Origin of the sequence: Mycobacterium sp. 1245805.9 (assembly GCF_001672915.1) — a bacterium.
Classification (GTDB): Bacteria; Actinomycetota; Actinomycetes; order Mycobacteriales; family Mycobacteriaceae; genus Mycobacterium.
This window is the reverse complement of sequence record NZ_LZKR01000117.1, coordinates 15,544-31,853: the sequence shown is the minus strand read 5'-3', so window position 1 is coordinate 31,853 and position 16,310 is coordinate 15,544. Positions and strand designations below refer to the sequence as shown.

The 16,310-nt window shown below is 69.1% G+C and carries 17 protein-coding genes; 14 read left to right on the top strand and 3 right to left on the bottom strand.

The annotated features are described in order from the left end of the window. Nucleotides 1–7: 7 nt before the first annotated feature. Nucleotides 8–655 carry a TetR/AcrR family transcriptional regulator gene (locus A9X00_RS16185; RefSeq protein WP_082975329.1) on the bottom strand — a complete coding sequence of 216 codons (648 nt, stop codon included), beginning with the start codon at nt 653–655 and terminating at the stop codon, nt 8–10. Between the two features lie 73 nt (nt 656–728). Between A9X00_RS16185 and A9X00_RS16180 the strand changes: the two genes are divergently transcribed. The 12 genes from A9X00_RS16180 (at nt 729) to A9X00_RS29960 (ending at nt 13,917) form a co-directional block, all read left to right on the top strand. Continuing rightward, nucleotides 729–2,396: an AMP-binding protein gene (locus A9X00_RS16180; protein WP_067155258.1), complete on the top strand. Its 1,668-nt coding sequence runs from the start codon at nt 729–731 to the stop codon at nt 2,394–2,396. A gap of 94 nt (nt 2,397–2,490) precedes the next feature. Further along, entirely contained in the window at nt 2,491–3,246 is a 756-nt protein-coding gene (locus tag A9X00_RS16175) for a CoA transferase subunit A (protein WP_067155255.1), read from the top strand. Nucleotides 3,247–3,295: 49 nt separating this feature from the next. After that, nucleotides 3,296–3,946: a CoA transferase subunit B gene (locus A9X00_RS16170; protein ID WP_067155252.1), complete on the top strand. Its 651-nt coding sequence runs from the start codon at nt 3,296–3,298 to the stop codon at nt 3,944–3,946. Beyond that, nucleotides 3,943–5,529 (top strand): carboxyl transferase domain-containing protein, encoded by a 1,587-nt coding sequence (locus tag A9X00_RS16165; RefSeq protein WP_067155249.1) that lies wholly within the window; start codon nt 3,943–3,945, stop codon nt 5,527–5,529. Before A9X00_RS16170 ends, A9X00_RS16165 begins: the two co-directional genes overlap by 4 nt. 6 nt (nt 5,530–5,535) lie before the next feature. Beyond that, the gene (locus A9X00_RS16160; RefSeq protein ID WP_067155247.1) at nt 5,536–7,509 is read left to right on the top strand and encodes an acetyl/propionyl/methylcrotonyl-CoA carboxylase subunit alpha; all 1,974 of its coding nucleotides are present in this window, start codon (nt 5,536–5,538) and stop codon (nt 7,507–7,509) included. Next, the gene (locus tag A9X00_RS16155) at nt 7,506–8,672 is read left to right on the top strand and encodes an acyl-CoA dehydrogenase family protein (protein WP_067155244.1); all 1,167 of its coding nucleotides are present in this window, start codon (nt 7,506–7,508) and stop codon (nt 8,670–8,672) included. The genes A9X00_RS16160 and A9X00_RS16155 overlap by 4 nt, the downstream gene beginning before the upstream one ends. Next, entirely contained in the window at nt 8,654–9,163 is a 510-nt protein-coding gene (locus A9X00_RS16150; RefSeq protein WP_369830759.1) for a MaoC family dehydratase, read from the top strand. Before A9X00_RS16155 ends, A9X00_RS16150 begins: the two co-directional genes overlap by 19 nt. Continuing rightward, nucleotides 9,163–9,984, top strand: a complete 822-nt coding sequence (locus tag A9X00_RS16145) for a CoA ester lyase (RefSeq protein ID WP_067155235.1) — start codon at nt 9,163–9,165, stop codon at nt 9,982–9,984. Before A9X00_RS16150 ends, A9X00_RS16145 begins: the two co-directional genes overlap by 1 nt. Before the next feature lie 128 nt (nt 9,985–10,112). After that, nucleotides 10,113–11,204: a pyruvate dehydrogenase (acetyl-transferring) E1 component subunit alpha gene (gene pdhA, locus A9X00_RS16140; protein WP_067155232.1), complete on the top strand. Its 1,092-nt coding sequence runs from the start codon at nt 10,113–10,115 to the stop codon at nt 11,202–11,204. After that, complete coding sequence (gene bkdB, locus A9X00_RS16135; protein ID WP_067155229.1) at nt 11,201–12,232, top strand: 3-methyl-2-oxobutanoate dehydrogenase subunit beta; 1,032 nt, start codon at nt 11,201–11,203, stop codon at nt 12,230–12,232. The genes pdhA and bkdB overlap by 4 nt, the downstream gene beginning before the upstream one ends. Further along, nucleotides 12,229–13,389 (top strand): dihydrolipoamide acetyltransferase family protein, encoded by a 1,161-nt coding sequence (locus A9X00_RS16130; RefSeq protein WP_067155226.1) that lies wholly within the window; start codon nt 12,229–12,231, stop codon nt 13,387–13,389. The genes bkdB and A9X00_RS16130 overlap by 4 nt, the downstream gene beginning before the upstream one ends. A 150-nt stretch (nt 13,390–13,539) precedes the next feature. Further along, nucleotides 13,540–13,917 (top strand): DUF4189 domain-containing protein, encoded by a 378-nt coding sequence (locus A9X00_RS29960; RefSeq protein WP_082975328.1) that lies wholly within the window; start codon nt 13,540–13,542, stop codon nt 13,915–13,917. Nucleotides 13,918–13,998: 81 nt separating this feature from the next. Here A9X00_RS29960 and A9X00_RS16120 read toward each other — a convergent pair whose 3' ends face one another. Further along, nucleotides 13,999–14,769, bottom strand: a complete 771-nt coding sequence (locus A9X00_RS16120) for an enoyl-CoA hydratase (protein WP_067155220.1) — start codon at nt 14,767–14,769, stop codon at nt 13,999–14,001. A gap of 131 nt (nt 14,770–14,900) precedes the next feature. On the opposite strand from A9X00_RS16120, the gene A9X00_RS16115 reads away from it, so the two are divergent. Beyond that, on the top strand, nt 14,901–15,149 hold the full coding sequence (locus tag A9X00_RS16115; protein WP_067155217.1) for a hypothetical protein: 249 nt from the start codon (nt 14,901–14,903) through the stop codon (nt 15,147–15,149). 3 nt (nt 15,150–15,152) lie between these two features. On the opposite strand, the gene A9X00_RS16110 is transcribed toward A9X00_RS16115, so the two are convergent. Further along, nucleotides 15,153–15,578 (bottom strand): nitroreductase/quinone reductase family protein, encoded by a 426-nt coding sequence (locus A9X00_RS16110; RefSeq protein ID WP_067155214.1) that lies wholly within the window; start codon nt 15,576–15,578, stop codon nt 15,153–15,155. A gap of 65 nt (nt 15,579–15,643) precedes the next feature. Here A9X00_RS16110 and A9X00_RS16105 point away from each other — a divergent pair, with 65 nt between their 5' ends. Beyond that, entirely contained in the window at nt 15,644–16,207 is a 564-nt protein-coding gene (locus tag A9X00_RS16105; protein WP_067155211.1) for a TetR/AcrR family transcriptional regulator, read from the top strand. Nucleotides 16,208–16,310 lie beyond the last annotated feature (103 nt).

The following is a 16,310-nucleotide window of genomic DNA, read 5'->3' as shown; positions in this document are numbered from 1 at the left end:
ACCCCGCTCAGGGGCAGGAATTGCCGGCGTTCAGCGCGGCGACCGTCATCGCCCGCATGACCGCGCGCGACCGCGTCGCGCGAGCGGGTCGCGACCGCGTATCGTCCGGCGACTTCATGCTGTGCGGTGTCGAGTTCAGCAGGCCGAACACCGCGTGGGCGGTCAGCCGGGCGTCGGCCTCGGCCAGCTTGGGATTGAGCTCGCGCAGCACCCCCACCCAGACCTCGACATATTGGCGCTGCGCCTTGCGGACCTGCTTTTCGGCGGCCTCGGGCAGGTGCGCCAGGTCGCGGTCCTGGATCCGAATCAGGTCGGGTTCACCGAGGGCGAAGTCGAGGTGGAAGTCGATCAGCTCGTCCAACGCGGCCGTCGCTTCGGCGTTGCGGGCTCGCGCGCTCCGGGCGCCGGCGAGCAGCCGGGTGCTGATCCCCACCAACAACTCGACCAGCAGCGACTCCTTGTTGGGGAAGTGGCGATAGATCGCCGGGCCGCTGACGCCCGCGGCGGCGCCGATGTCTTCGAGCCGCACCGCGAGGAAGCCGCGTTCGGCGAAGAGCCGTTCGGCTGCCGACAGGAGTTGCAGGCGCCGGTCGGACTTCAACTGGCTCCGGCGGTTTGGGGCGTCGGCCTGGCCCTCTGGCGCGGATGCTGTCACCGCGGGACTCCGTCCACAACTCGTGCCTTCGGTTAATCGTCACTAACTTAGCACGGGCGTGGCCCCGTTACAGATGTCCGAGAAAGGTTTACCTTTGGTAACCGAACCAGCCGGAGGAGCCGTGGCACACCTTTCATACGACCGGGGGCCCAGCGATCCGCCGTTGCTCGAAACGACGATCGGGGCCAACCTCGCCGCCACGGTCGCCGAGCATCCGCACCGCGACGCACTGGTCGACGTGGCCGCCGGTCGACGCTGGAGCTACGCCGAATTGCTGGCCTCCGTGCGCAGGTTGGCAACGGGATTTGTACGGGCCGGGATCCGCCCGGGCGATCGCGTCGGCATTTGGGCGCCCAACCGGTGGGAGTGGGTGCTCGTCCAGTACGCAACTGCGGAGATCGGCGCGACGCTGGTCACCATCAACCCGGCCTACCAGGCACGCGAATTAGATTATGCGTTAAGGCAATCCGGGGTCGCGATGGTGATCGCCGCCCGGGAATTCAAGGCCACCGACTACGCCGCCATGCTGCGCGAGGTGGCACCACACTGCCCGGACCTGAGCGACGTGGTGCTGCTGGACGGCGAGCGCTGGGACGAGCTGACCGCCGCCGAAACCGACCCGGCAAAGCTCGCGGACATCGCGGCCGCGCTGAATTGCCGCCAGCCGATCAACATCCAATACACCTCCGGCACAACGGGATACCCGAAGGCGGCGACGCTGACCCACCGCAGCATCCTGAACAACGGCTACCTGGTGGGCGAGCTGCTCGAGTACACCACGCGGGATCGGATCTGCATCCCGGTGCCCTTCTATCACTGCTTCGGCATGGTGATGGGCAACCTGGCGGCCACCAGTCACGGCGCGTGCATGGTGATTCCGGCGCCGGGGTTCGACCCCGCCGCCACCCTGCGGGCGGTGCAGGCCGAACGCTGCACCAGCCTTTACGGCGTGCCGACCATGTTCATCGCCGAGCTCGGCCTGCCGGATTTCGACGACTACGAACTGGACAGCCTGCGCACCGGGATCATGGCCGGCTCGCCGTGCCCGGTCGAGGTGATGCGCAAGGTGATCGAGCGCATGCACATGCCGGGCGTCTCCATCTGCTATGGCATGACCGAAACATCGCCGGTGTCAACGCAGACGCGCACCGACGATTCATTGGAGCGCCGGGTCGCGACGGTTGGCCGGGTGGGTCCGCACCTGGAGGTCAAAGTGGTGGACGCGGCGGGCGGGCGCACCGTGCCGCGCGGGAGCGCGGGCGAGTTGTGCACGCGCGGATATTCGGTGATGGCCGGGTATTGGAACGATCCGGAGCGGACCGCCGAGGTCATCGACGCGGACGGCTGGATGCACACCGGGGACCTGGCCGTCATGGACGAATGCGGCTATATCCAGATCACCGGCCGCATCAAGGACCTCATCGTCCGCGGCGGCGAGAACATCTCGCCGCGCGAGATCGAGGAGTTCCTGCACACCCACCCCGACATCGTCGACGCACAGGTCATCGGGGTGCCCGACGAGCGCTATGGCGAGGAGGTCATGGCGGTGGTGATGCTGCGCGCCGGCGCCCCCGCGCTGACCATCGAAGGCCTGCGCGAATTCTGCGCCGGGCGGATCGCGCACTTCAAGATCCCGCGCTACCTCCGGATCGTCGACGAATTCCCCATGACCGTCACCGGCAAGGTGCGCAAGACCGAGATGCGCGAGCAGGCGATCGAGTACCTGCGTGACCAGGGCTGAGCGGCTTCTTGCCTCCCTGGACGCGGCGTGCTCGGCGATGGTATTCTCACGCCAGTTAATGAGGATTAACTGAAATCGGGAGGCTGCGGCGGCGATGGACAAGGTGGTCACCTCACCTACGGCGGCTGCCGACGCCGTGGCCGACATAACCGACGGGTCGTCCCTGGCGGTCGGGGGATTCGGGTTCTGCGGCATCCCGGAGGCGCTGATCTCGGCGCTGCTCGACTCCGGCGTGCGCGAGCTGGAGACGGTGTCCAACAACTGCGGCGGGTACGGAGTCGGGCTGGAAGCGCTGTTGCGGCACAAGCGAATTCGTCGGGCCGTCGCCTCCTACGTCGGTGACAACAAGGAGTTCGCCCGTCAGTTCCTCGCCGGCGAGATCGAGGTCGAGCTGACGCCGCAGGGCACGTTGGCGGAGCGGCTGCGCGCCGGCGGGATGGGAATTCCGGCCTTCTATACGCCCGCGGGGGTCGGCACCGCGGTCGCCGACGGCGGCCTGCCGTGGCGCTACGACGCATCCGGTGGCGTGGCGGTGATATCGCCGCCCAAGGAGACCCGCGAGTTCGACGGCGTCACCTACGTTCTGGAGCGGGCGATCCGCACCGACTTCGCGCTGGTGCATGCCTGGAAGGGCGACCGGCACGGCAATCTCGTCTACCGCGCGGCCGCCGCCAACTTCAACCCGGACTGCGCGACGGCTGGCAGGATCACCATCGCCGAGGTCGAACACCTCGTCGAGCCCGGGGAGATCGACCCCGCCGCGGTGCACACCCCCGGCGTCTTCGTGCACCGGGTCGTCCACGTGCCCGACCCCGCCAAACCGATCGAGAAGGTCACGGTGCGCCCGTGAGCGCGCCGACGACGATGCAGAGCGCAGCGATGAGGAGGAGCGGCGCCATATGACGTGGACGAGGGAGGGTCTGGCCGCGCGGGTGGCCGCCGAATTGGAGGACGGCCAGTACGTCAACCTCGGCATCGGCCTGCCGACCCTGATTCCCAACCACATCCCCGACGGGGTCACCGTCGTCATCCACTCGGAGAACGGGATACTCGGTGTCGGGCCGTACCCCCGGCCCGACGACGTCGACGCGGATCTGATCAACGCGGGCAAGGAAACGGTCACCACGATGCCGGGCGCGGCGTTTTTCGGCTCCTCGACATCGTTCGGCATCATCCGCGGCGGGCACCTCGACGTCGCGGTGCTCGGCGCCATGCAGGTTTCGGCGACCGGCGACCTGGCCAACTGGATGATTCCGGGAAAGCTGGTCAAGGGCATGGGCGGCGCGATGGACCTGGTGCACGGCGCCCGCAAGGTGATCGTGATGATGGAACACACCGCCAGGGACGGCAGCCCGAAAGTCGTTGAGCGGTGCACCCTTCCGCTGACTGGTGTGGGCTGCGTCGACCGCATCATCACCGACCTCGCCGTCATCGACGTGCACGACGACGGCCTGCACCTCGTCGAGACCGCCCCCGAGGTCGCGGTCGACGAGGTGATCGCCAAAACCGAACCGCCCCTTATGCTGGCGACTACCGGGAGGCCCACATGAGCACCGCCGTCACCACCGCGCCGTCGTTCGCCGACGAACATCGGCGACTGGTAGACGAATTGAACGCCAAGTTGGCGGCCGCGGCGCTGGGCGGCAACGAACGCGCGCGGGAACGCCACATCAGCCGCGGCAAGCTGCTGCCCCGCGAAAGGGTGGACCGCCTGCTCGATCCGGGCAGCCCGTTTTTGGAGCTGGCCCCGCTGGCGGCCGGCGGCATGTACGACGACGAGTCGCCGGGAGCGGGGATCATCACCGGGATCGGCCGGGTGTCCGAGCGCGAGTGCGTGATCGTCGCCAACGACGCGACCGTCAAGGGCGGCACCTACTACCCGATGACAGTCAAGAAGCACCTGCGCGCACAGGAAGTCGCGTTGCAGAACCGGCTGCCGTGCATCTACCTGGTCGACTCCGGCGGGGCGTTCCTGCCGCGCCAGGACGAGGTCTTTCCCGACCGCGAGCACTTCGGCCGGATCTTCTACAACCAGGCGACCATGAGCGCCAAGGGGATTCCGCAGGTGGCCGCCGTGTTGGGGTCCTGCACGGCGGGCGGCGCCTACGTGCCGGCGATGAGCGACGAGGCCGTCATCGTGCGTGAGCAGGGCACCATCTTTCTCGGCGGGCCGCCGCTGGTCAAAGCCGCCACGGGCGAGATCGTCTCGGCCGAGGAACTCGGCGGCGGCGACCTGCATTCGCGGGTCTCCGGCGTCACCGACCACCTCGCCGACGACGACGAACACGCGCTGCGCATCGTCCGCGAAATCGCGGCGACGTTCGGTCCGCGCGAGCCCGCCCAGTGGGAGGTGCAACCGTCGGTCGAGCCCAAGCACGCGCAAACGGAGCTCTACGACGCAGTGCCCCCGGATCCCCGCGTGCCCTACGACGTGCACGAGGTCATCGTGCGCCTCGTCGATGGCAGCGAATTCAGCGAGTTCAAGGCCAATTACGGCAAGACGCTGGTGACGGCGTTCGCACGCATCCAGGGTCACCCCGTCGGGATCGTCGCCAACAACGGGGTGTTGTTCAGCGAATCGGCTTTGAAGGGCGCGCATTTCATCGAGCTGTGCGACAAGCGCAGGATTCCGCTGCTGTTTCTGCAGAACATCGCCGGGTTCATGGTCGGCCGCGACTACGAGGCCGGCGGCATCGCCAAGCACGGCGCCAAGATGGTCACGGCCGTGGCCTGCGCCCGGGTGCCCAAGCTGACCGTCGTCATCGGCGGGTCCTACGGGGCGGGCAACTACTCGATGTGCGGGCGCGCGTATTCGCCCCGTTTCCTGTGGATGTGGCCCAACGCCCGCATCTCGGTGATGGGCGGCGAGCAGGCCGCGTCGGTGCTCGCGACCGTGCGCGGCGAACAGCTCAGCGCGGCGGGCACGCCGTGGTCGGCCGACGACGAGGAGGCGTTCAAGGCGCCGATCCGGGCGCAGTACGAGGATCAGGGCAACCCGTACTACTCCACGGCGCGATTGTGGGACGACGGCATCATCGACCCGGCCGACACCAGAACGGTTCTTGGGCTTGCCCTTTCGGCGTGTGCCCATGCGCCGCTGGAACCGGTCTCCTACGGCGTCTTTCGGATGTGACCTGCAATGTTTGACACCGTACTTGTGGCCAACCGCGGCGAGATCGCTGTGCGGGTGATCCGCACGTTGCGCCGGCTGGACATCCGGTCGGTCGCCGTGTACAGCGACCCGGACGCCGCCGCGCGGCACGTGCTCGAGGCGGACACGGCCGTGCGCCTGGGCCCCGCTGCGGCGCGCGAAAGTTACCTGGACATCGAGAAGGTCGTCGACGCCGCGGTGCGCACCGGGTCCCAGGCGATCCATCCGGGCTACGGGTTCCTCTCGGAGAACGCGCATTTCGCCGCGGCCTGCGAACGCGCCGGCGTGGTCTTCCTGGGCCCGCCGCCGCGCGCGATCGAGGTAATGGGCGACAAGATCACCGCGAAGAACGCCGTGGCCGCGTTCGACGTTCCGGTGGTGCCGGGCGTCGCGAAGCCGGGCCTGACCGATGACGAGCTCGTCGCCGCCGCCGACGAGATCGGCTACCCGGTGTTGATCAAGCCGTCGGCCGGCGGCGGCGGCAAGGGCATGCGGCTGGTCGAGGACCCCGCGCGGCTGCGCGAGGCGCTCGTGGGCGCGCGACGGGAGGCCGCCTCCTCGTTCGGCGACGACACGCTGTTCCTGGAGCGGTTTGTGTTGCGGCCCAGGCATATCGAGGTGCAGGTGCTCGCCGACACGCACGGCAACGTGGTCCATCTGGGCGAGCGCGAGTGCAGCCTGCAGCGGCGCCACCAGAAGGTCATCGAGGAGGCGCCCTCGCCGCTGCTGGATCCCGCGACGCGGGCGCGAATCGGCGCCGCGGCCTGCAACACCGCCCGCAGCGTGGATTACGTCGGCGCCGGGACGGTGGAGTTCATCGTCTCCGCGGATCGTCCCGACGAGTTCTTCTTCATGGAGATGAACACCCGCCTGCAGGTGGAGCACCCGGTCACCGAGGCGGTCACCGGCCTGGACCTGGTGGAGTGGCAGCTGCGGGTGGCCGCCGGCGAGAAGCTGGGGTTCGCGCAGGACGACATCGAATTGCGCGGGCACGCGATCGAGGCCCGCGTGTACGCGGAAGACCCGGCGCGCGGGTTCCTGCCCACGGGCGGCGAGGTGCTGGCGGTGTCCGAACCGTCGGGTGCCGGCGTGCGGGTGGACTCGTCGCTGCGGGCCGGCACGCTGGTCGGCAGCGACTACGACCCGATGCTGAGCAAGGTGATCGCCCACGGCGACGACCGCGAGGAGGCGCTCGCGAAACTCGATCGGGCACTGGGGCAAACCGTGATCCTCGGCGTGCAGACCAACGTCGAGTTCCTCCGCTTCCTGCTGGCCGACGAGCGCGTGCGTGCCGGTGATCTGGACACCGCGCTGCTCGACGAGCGGCTGGCGGACTTCGCGCCGGCGCCGGCGCCCGACGACGTGCTCGCCGCCGGCGGGCTCTACCGCCAGTGGGTTCTGGCGCGCCGCGGCCGGGGCAACCCGTGGGCGGTGCCGACGGGCTGGCGGGTCGGCGGTGGCGCCGCGCCCGTACGCACCGCGATGCGCACCCCGCTGCGCAGCGAGACTGTGTCGGTGTGGGGAACCCCCGAGGCCGCCCGGGTTCAGGTCGGCGACGGCGAGATCGTGCCCGCCAGTGCGGAACTCGACGGTGCGCGGATGAGCGCGACGCTGGCAGGGCAGCGCCGCGACTACTGGTGGGCCGAGGCCGACCGGCACCTGTGGATCGCCGACGAGCGCGGAACCTGGCACCTGCGCGAGGCCGAGGAGCACAAGATTCACCGCGCGGTGGGCGAGCGGCCGGCCGAGGTCGTCAGCCCAATGCCCGGCAACGTGATCGCCGTGCAGGTCGGCTCCGGCGACGAGGTCTCCGAGGGCGACGTGATCGTCGTCGTCGAGGCGATGAAAATGGAACATTCTCTGCCCGCGCCGGTTTCGGGTCGAGCGGAGCTGATGGTGGCGGTCGGCGATCAGGTGAAAGTCGATCAGGTGCTGGCTCGGATCAAGGATCAGGAATCATGACGACAACAATTACCGCGGGAACGTTACCCAAGGAATACGAGGACCTTCGCGACACCGTCGCCGACTTCGCGCGGACCGTGGTCGCGCCGGTGTCGGCCAAACACGATGAGGAACACAGCTTCCCGTACGAGGTCGTCGCCAAGATGGCCGAGATGGGCCTGTTCGGGCTGCCCTTCCCCGAGGAGTACGGCGGCATGGGCGGCGACTACTTCGCGCTGGCGCTGGCCCTCGAGGAACTCGGCAAGGTCGACCAGTCGGTGGCCATCACGCTGGAGGCCGGTGTTGGGCTCGGCGCGATGCCGATCTACCGGTTCGGCACCGAGGAGCAGAAGCAGAAATGGCTGCCGGACCTGACCGCCGGCCTGCCGGTGGCCGGCTTCGGGCTCACCGAGCCCGGCGCCGGCTCCGACGCGGGCGCCACCCGCACCACCGCCCGCCTCGACGACGGCGAGTGGGTCATCAACGGCAGCAAGCAATTCATCACCAACTCCGGCACCGATATCACGTCGCTGGTGACCGTCACCGCGGTCACCGGAACACTTGCGGGCGATAAGAAGGAGATCTCGACGATCATCGTGCCCAGCGGCACACCGGGATTCACCGTCGAACCGGTCTACAACAAGGTCGGCTGGAACGCGTCGGACACCCACCCGCTGAGCTTCGCCGACGCCCGCGTCCCGGAGGAGAACCTGTTGGGCGCCCGCGGAACCGGCTACGCGAACTTCCTGTCCATCCTGGACGAGGGCCGCATCGCGATCGCCGCGCTGGCAACCGGGGTCGCGCAGGGGTGCGTCGACGAAAGCGTCAAGTACGCCAAGGAACGCCAGTCGTTCGGCCAGCCGATCGGGTCGTATCAGGCGATCAGCTTCAAGATCGCGCGGATGGAGGCGCGCGCGCATGTGGCCCGCACGGCATACTACGAGGCCGCCGCGAAGATGTTGGCGGGCAAGCCCTTCAAGAAGGAGGCGGCGATCGCGAAGATGGTCTCCTCCGAGGCCGCAATGGACAACGCCCGCGACGCCACCCAGATCCACGGCGGCTACGGCTTCATGAACGAGTATCCGGTGGCGCGCCATTACCGCGACAGCAAGATCCTCGAGATCGGTGAAGGGACCACCGAGGTGCAGCTGATGCTCATCGCGCGATCGCTGGGGCTGTCGTGAGCGAAGGTAAGTCAGTTATCCAGCGGGGCTTGTGGTTTGAGGAGTTCGAGGTCGGCACGACGTACCTGCACCGGCCCGGCCGCACCGTCACCGAGGCGGACAACGTGTTGTTCACCACGCTGACGATGAACACCCAGTCGCTGCACCTGGACGCGGCGTGGGCCGCCGAACAGCAGGGCTTCCGCGGCGAGCGGCTGGTGAACTCGATGTTCACCCTCTCCACGCTGGTCGGGCTGTCGGTGGCGCAGCTGACGCTCGGCACCATCGTCGCCAACCTCGGCTTCTCCGAGGTGTCGTTCCCCAAGCCCGTCTTCCACGGCGACACCCTGTACGCCGAGACCGTGTGCACCGACAAGCGCGAGTCGAAGAGCCGGCCCGGCGAGGGCATCGTCACCCTCGAGCACACCGGTCGCAACCAGCACGGCGACGTCGTGGCGCGGGCGGTGCGCACCACCTTGGTACAAAAGCGGCCAGACACAGAGGAGTCGTGATGGACCTGCGCGCCGCCGGCCCGGCCTGGTTGTTCTGCCCGGCCGACCGTCCCGAGCGTTTCGCCAAGGCCGCCGCCGCGGCCGACGTGGTGATCCTCGACCTCGAGGACGGCGTGGCCGAAGCCGACAAGCCCAGCGCCCGCAAGACGCTGCGGGAAACCCCGCTAGACCCCGAGCGCACCGTGGTGCGGATCAACGCCGCCGGCACCGACGAGTACGCCCGCGACCTGGAGGCCCTGGCCGAGACCGCCTATACGACGGTGATGCTGTCCAAGACTGAATCGGCCGCGCAGGTGACCGCGCTGGCGCCGCGCGAGGTGGTCGCGCTGATCGAGACGCCGCGCGGCGCGGTGTTCGTCGCCGAAATCGCCGCGGCCGAGGGCACCGCCGCCGTGATGTGGGGTGCCGAGGACCTGGTCGCCACCCTCGGCGGCAGCTCCAGCCGGCTGGCCGACGGCACCTATCGCGACGTCGCCCGGCACGTACGCTCGGCGGCCCTGCTCGCGGCGTCCGCGTTCGGCCGGATCGCGCTCGACGCCGTCCATTTGGACATCCGCGACCTCGAGGGCCTGCGGGCCGAGGCCGACGACGCCGTCGCCGTCGGTTTCGACGCGACCGTCTGCATCCACCCCAGCCAGGTCGCGGTCGTGCGGGAGGCCTACCGACCCAGCGAGGAGAAGCTCGACTGGGCGCGGCGGGTGACGGCAGCGGCGCGCTCCGAGCGCGGCGTGTTCGCCTTCGAAGGACAGATGGTCGACTCGCCGGTGCTCAAGCACGCGGCGATGTTGCTGCGCCGGGCCGGAGAGCCCGCGCCCAGCTAGGCCGCGACACGTTTGCGCCTCGGCCGTGATCAACGCGGCGTCTTCGTATTTGGGCGCATAATGGGGGATACGCCAGTCTCGCGGCGAGCGGAGACCTTCGGGTAGCTGGCGGTCGCCAAGGAGGCGGTATGGCGGATAAGTCTCAGACGCCGATGACCGTCGACCTCGAGCCGGTGCAACTCATTGCCGCGGACGGCACGCCGACGGCCGAACGGCGCTACGGCCGCGAGCTTCCGCCGGAGACGCTGTGCTGGCTCTACGAGATGATGGTCGTCACCCGCGAGCTGGACACCGAGTTCGTCAACCTGAAGCGCCAAGGGCAACTGGCGCTGTTCGCGTCCTGCCGCGGTCAGGAAGCCGCCCAGGTCGGCGCCGCGGCGTGCCTGCGCAAGACCGACTGGCTGTTTCCGCAATACCGTGAGCTCGGCGCCTACCTGGTGCGCGGCATCCCACCCGGGCACGTGGGAGCGGCGTGGCGGGGAACGTGGCATGGCGGCCTGGATTTCACCAAGAAATGCTGCGCCCCAATGTCGATCGCGATCGGCACCCAGACCCTGCACGCCGTCGGCGCGGCGATGGCCGCGCAACGCCTGGGGGAGGATTCGGTGACGGTGGCCTTCCTCGGCGACGGCGCCACCAGCGAGGGCGACGTGCACGAGGCGCTGAACTTCGCCGCCGTCTTCGCGACACCCTGCGTGTTCTACGTGCAGAACAACCAGTGGGCGATCTCGGTGCCGGTCTCCAAGCAGACGGCCGCACCTTCCATCGCGCACAAGGCAATTGGCTACGGAATGCCCGGGATCCGGGTGGACGGCAACGACGTCCTGGCGTGCTATGCGGTGACGGCCGAGGCCGCCGCCCGGGCCCGGACCGGTGGCGGCCCCACATTGATCGAGGCGGTCACGTACCGGCTCGGCCCGCACACCACCTCCGACGACCCGAGTCGATACCGCACCCAGGACGAAGTGGACCGCTGGGCGGCGCTGGACCCGATCCCGCGCTACCGCACGTACTTACAGGGCCAGAACCTGTGGTCGCAACGGCTGGAGGAGCGGGTCGCCGCGCGTGGAAAGCGGATGCGGTCCGAACTGCGCGACGCGGTGTTCGACGCGCCCGACATCGACGTCGACGAGGTGTTCACCACGGTGTACGCCGAGATCACGCCGGGACTGGAGGCGCAGCGCCAACAGCTGCGGGCCGAACTGGGGAGGCTCGAATGACGCAGCTCGCCGAGCCTCGAGGCCTGCCCGCCCTTGATGCGGCGATCGGCGCGCAACTGACCATGGTCCAGGCGCTCAACCGCGCGCTGCACGACGCGATGGCCGCCGACGATCGCGTCCTGGTGTTCGGCGAGGACGTCTCCGTCGAGGGCGGGGTCTTCCGGGTGACCGAGGGGCTCGCCGAAACCTTCGGCGAGAACCGGTGTTTCGACACGCCGCTGGCGGAGTCGGCCATCATCGGGATAGCGGTCGGCTTGGCGCTGCGCGGCTTTGTCCCGGTGCCGGAGATCCAGTTCGACGGGTTCTCCTACCCGGCCTTCGATCAGGTGGTCAGCCACCTGGCCAAGTACCGCACGCGCACCCGCGGCGAGATCAACATGCCGGTCACCGTCCGGATCCCGTCGTTCGGCGGAATCGGTGCGGCCGAGCATCATTCGGATTCCACCGAGTCCTACTGGGCGCACACCGCCGGGTTGAAGGTGGTGGTGCCGTCCAGTCCGGCCGACGCCTACTGGCTGCTTCGCCATGCCATCGCCTGCCCGGACCCGGTGATGTACCTGGAGCCGAAGCGGCGCTACCAGGGCCGCGGCGCGGTCGACCTGAGCCGGCCGGAACCGCCCATCGGGCGGGCCATGGTGCGCCGCCCGGGCCGCGACGTGACCGTCGTAACCTACGGCAGCCTGGTGAGCACCGCCGTGGCCACCGCGGAAGATGCCCAGCGCCAACGCGGTTGGAGCATGGAGGTCATCGATCTGCGGTCACTGGTCCCGCTGGACTTCGACACCATCGCCGCATCGACCCATCGGACGGGCCGGTGCGTGGTGCTCCACGAAGGACCGCGAAGCCTGGGCTACGGGGCCGGTCTGGCCGCCCGCATCCAGGAGGAGATGTTCTACGAGCTGGAGGCACCGGTGTTGCGCGCCTGTGGTTTTGACACGCCCTATCCGCCGGCGCGCTTGGAAAGGCTGTGGTTGCCCGGCCCCGACCGGCTGCTGGACTGCGTCGAGCGCGCGCTGGGCCTGCCGTGAGCACCGACGAGCGCGTCAAGCCGTTCCGGGTTCCCGACCTCGGCGAGGGGCTGGAAGAGGTGACGGTGTCGTGCTGGTACGTCGCGGCCGGCGACGAGGTCGAGCTCAACCAGGTCTTGTGTTCGGTGGAGACCGCCAAGGCCGAGGTGGAAATCCCGAGCCCGTACGCCGGGCGAATCGTCGAGACCAACGGGGCCGAGGGCGATGTACTCAAGGTCGGCGCCGTCCTCGTCCGCATCGACACCGCTCCGAGTGCCGACGCCAACGGCGAGGCCGCGGTGCCCACGCTGGTCGGCTACGGCGCCGACGCGGCCATCGACACCAGCCGGCGGGCCGGCCGACCGCTCGCCGCCCCGCCCGTGCGCAAACTGGCCAAGGAACTCTCGGTCGACCTCGCCTCGATCCGGCACGACGCGGGTGAGATCATCACCCGCGCCGACGTGCTGGCGGCCGCCCAGGGGACGGGGACCGACATTCGGCCGGTCCGCGGCGTGCAGGCCAGGATGGCCGAGAAGATGGCGCTGTCCCACCAGGAAATCCCGGCCGCCAAGGTCAGCGTCGACGTGGACTGCAGCGCGCTGCTCCGGCTGCGCGACCGCTGCCGGGCCGCGCACCCGGAGATCACCCCGTTCGTGCTGACGCTGCGGCTTCTCGTTATCGCCTTGGGCCGCAACATGATTCTCAACTCGACCTGGGTCGACTCGCCCGAAGGCCCCCAGGTGCAGGTCCATCGCGGCGTGCACCTCGGGTTCGGCGTGGCCACCGAGCGCGGGCTGCTGGTCCCGGTGATCACCGATGCGCAGAACAAGACGACGCGTGAATTGGCCAGCCGGACGGCGGAATTGATCGCGGGTGCGCGCGAGGGCAGCCTGATGCCCGCCGAACTGTTGGGATCGACGTTCACCGTCTCGAACTTCGGGGCCCTCGGCGTGGACGACGGAGTGCCGGTGATCAACCATCCCGAGGCGGCCATCCTGGGCATGGGAGCGATCAGGCCACGCCCGGTGGTCATCGGCGACGAGCTTGCCGTCCGGTCAACGATGAGCCTGACATGCGTGTTCGATCACCGCGTCGCGGACGGCGCCCAGGTGGCGCGGTTCCTCTGCGAGCTGAGGGACCTTATCGAGTCGCCCGAGACCGCCCTGCTCGACCTGTAGCGGGTCCTCGGCTCCACGCGGCAAACGCGCAGGTCAGCGCGGCGGTCGAGTGCCTGCTCTCGCGCCGGAGGCCGCGACGGGGGAGAATCGTTTACTCGCGTTTACCTGCGTCACTTCGGCGCAACGCAACGGACAAGGGCGGGGAGCGCCATGAAGAAACCAGCAGTGGCAGCGATCGCGATCGGCATGGCATTCGCAGCGACGCCGCTCGCGCATGCCGACGACCCGTGGATCGCCATGGCGATCTCGGACTCCACGGGCAGGATCAATTTCTCCGTTGGAGGAAAAAGCCAAGCCGATATAGAGAAGACGGTGATGTCGGCCTGTCGCAATACGATCAGCGACTGTCGTCTTTTGGCCAGCGGGCAGGGCGGGTGCGTGGCGATTGCGATGCCTCCGGCGCACACCAGATACTTTGGCGGCTGGGGTGCCACACGTGCCGATGCGGAGGCGGCCGCCGTGGCAAACTCCGGCGGCGGAACGGTTCTGCCAGACCACACCCACTGCGCCGGAGAGCCCGGGAGCTAACGGCTCGCCCAAACTTAAGTGACGGCGACGCGCGTCGGCGTGTCGTGTACGGGATTAAAGTGTCGCGCGTAATGCGCTAGGTTAGCGCTGCCGCGCCGCGGCCAATCTGCTTGCGAATTCCGGTGATTGGATGGAGAACGCCTGCGGGCCGAGCTCCGTGCGCATGGCGAGGTCGTGCTGCTCGGTGTCCACCGATCCCGGGTTGATCGTGGCGCGCATCGTCGCCTTGGTCGCCAGCACCACATCACGGGGAGCCGCCGCGGGACCCGCGGCCAGCTCCAGCGCCGCGGCGACGGGGTCGTCGGCGACGCTGAGCGCCAGCCCGTGCCGCACGGCGGACTCGGCGTCGAAGCGCATCCCGAACAGCAGGGCCGCGCGCGCCACCTGGGGACCCACCGCGCGTTGCAGCATCCAGGTCGCACCGCCGCCGGGATGCAGCCCGAGCTTTTGGAAACGGGCGTCGAACAACGCGCCGGGTCCCGCGATGCGCACGTCGGCGGCCAGCGCCAGGTTCAGGCCGGCGCCGACAGCCGCCCCGTTGACGGCGGCGATCGTGGGCAACCGGCAGTTGCCGACGGCCATGAAGCCGTCGTAGATGCGCCGCAGCCCGGACTCCGCCGCGCCCGCGCCGGCGGCGCTCAGGGCGCTGAGGTCGGCGCCGGCGCAAAACGCCTTGCCGGCGCCGGTGACCACGACGGCGTGCACGTCGGGATCGGCTTCGGCGCGCTGCACCGCGTCGCGCAGTCGCGCCGACATCTCGTCGGTGAAGGCGTTGCGCCGATCGGGGTCGTTGACGGTGATGAGCGCGACGCGGGCGTCGACGCTGTACAGGACGGGGTCGGACTGGCTCACCCGGGTAACGGTACTTGGCGCGCTGACCGGCCCAAACGCCCGCCAAGAATCCATTGAGGATCCCTCAAGCCCTCCCGCCGATGCTCAGTTCACGACCTACAACGATCCGGCATCTGACGGGAGGAGCAGCCATGCGCACCACGGCGGAGAAGAAGGCGAACAGGAAACTCGGATTCCTCCGGTTGGCGATGGTCTCTTCGGCCACCGCGATCATCATCGCGATCGGCATGGCGGTCGCCTACTTCAACCTCCCGGCCGCGGGCCACCCGTGCTCCGTGCGGAACGCCACCGCCCGCGACGCCGCCGGGCGCACGATGTGGTGCAACCCGACGATGGCGGCGGGCCACGACGCGGTGTGGCAGTACGCGCCGGGCGCGTAGTAACTAGGTGAAGTCGATCCGGACGGACACGGGCGTCGTTTCCAGCGCCTTGACCATTTTGGCCGCCAGCCGTCCGAACTTGCGGGCGCGTGCGACGACGTCGTCGTCCGGCCGGAATGTCGCGACCCCGGTGCGCCACCGATTGCCCAGTCGCAGACGGACCTTCGGGTTGTCGGCGATGTTTTTGCCCCAGCCGGAGCGGCTGCCGTGCTGGCAGATCACCCACGCGCCGTCGTCGTCGAATTGGGCCGACACCGGAACCCGGCGCGCTTGGCCGGTCTTGCGGCCGATGGTTTCCAGTTCGGTGGCCATGGCGGTGCGCACCCCGAGCGCGCTCAACCCCTTCACCGCGGGGTTGAGCAGATAGCGTCCGATCGCCCGTTCCCTGCGGAACTTGCGCAGCGTCTTTTGCTCGTTGGTGCTCGTCATGGCGTTCAGGCTAGTAGACCGATTGGTATAGTTCAAGCCTGAGGTGCGACGAAAGGCGGCGAAAGATGTCGGCGCGGGATGCTCTGATCGCCAGCGTCACGGGGTTGGTGCGACGGCGGGGGGTTGCCGGAACCGGCCTCAACGCGCTGCTGGAGGACAGCGGAGTCGCCCGCAGGACGGTCTACCTGAACTTCCCCGGCGGCAAGGCCGAGCTCGTCGCCGAGGCCACCCGCCTGGCGGGGGCGGAATTGACCGCGCTGATCCGGTCGGGGGACGACGGCGGCGATCCCGCCCAGGCGGTCCAGACCTTCATCGACGCGTGGAAGGCGCAGCTGACCGCGACGCAGCTCCAAGCGGGCTGCCCGATCGTTGCGGCGGTCCTCGGTCGTTCCGAAGCACCGGCGGCCGCGGAGGCCGCCCGCGAGGCGTTTAGCGACTGGCAGACGATCCTCGCCGAGCGGCTGGTCAGGTCCGGCGCCGATCCAAACAACGCGCGCTCGCTGGCGACCCTCGCGGTCGCCGCCATCGAAGGCGCCGTCATCCTCGCGATCGCGACGCAGTCGACTGCCGCGCTCGACGACGTCGGACGCCACCTGATCGAGGTCATGAGGCTGCACCTGCCCGCGTAACGGCGGCGCGCCGAGGCGAAAACGCACGTGCTCAACCGCGTGTCCGCGGCTTTGTCCGGGCTGGACGGTTTCGCCGACGCCCCGTGCGTTCATCGGTATCGTC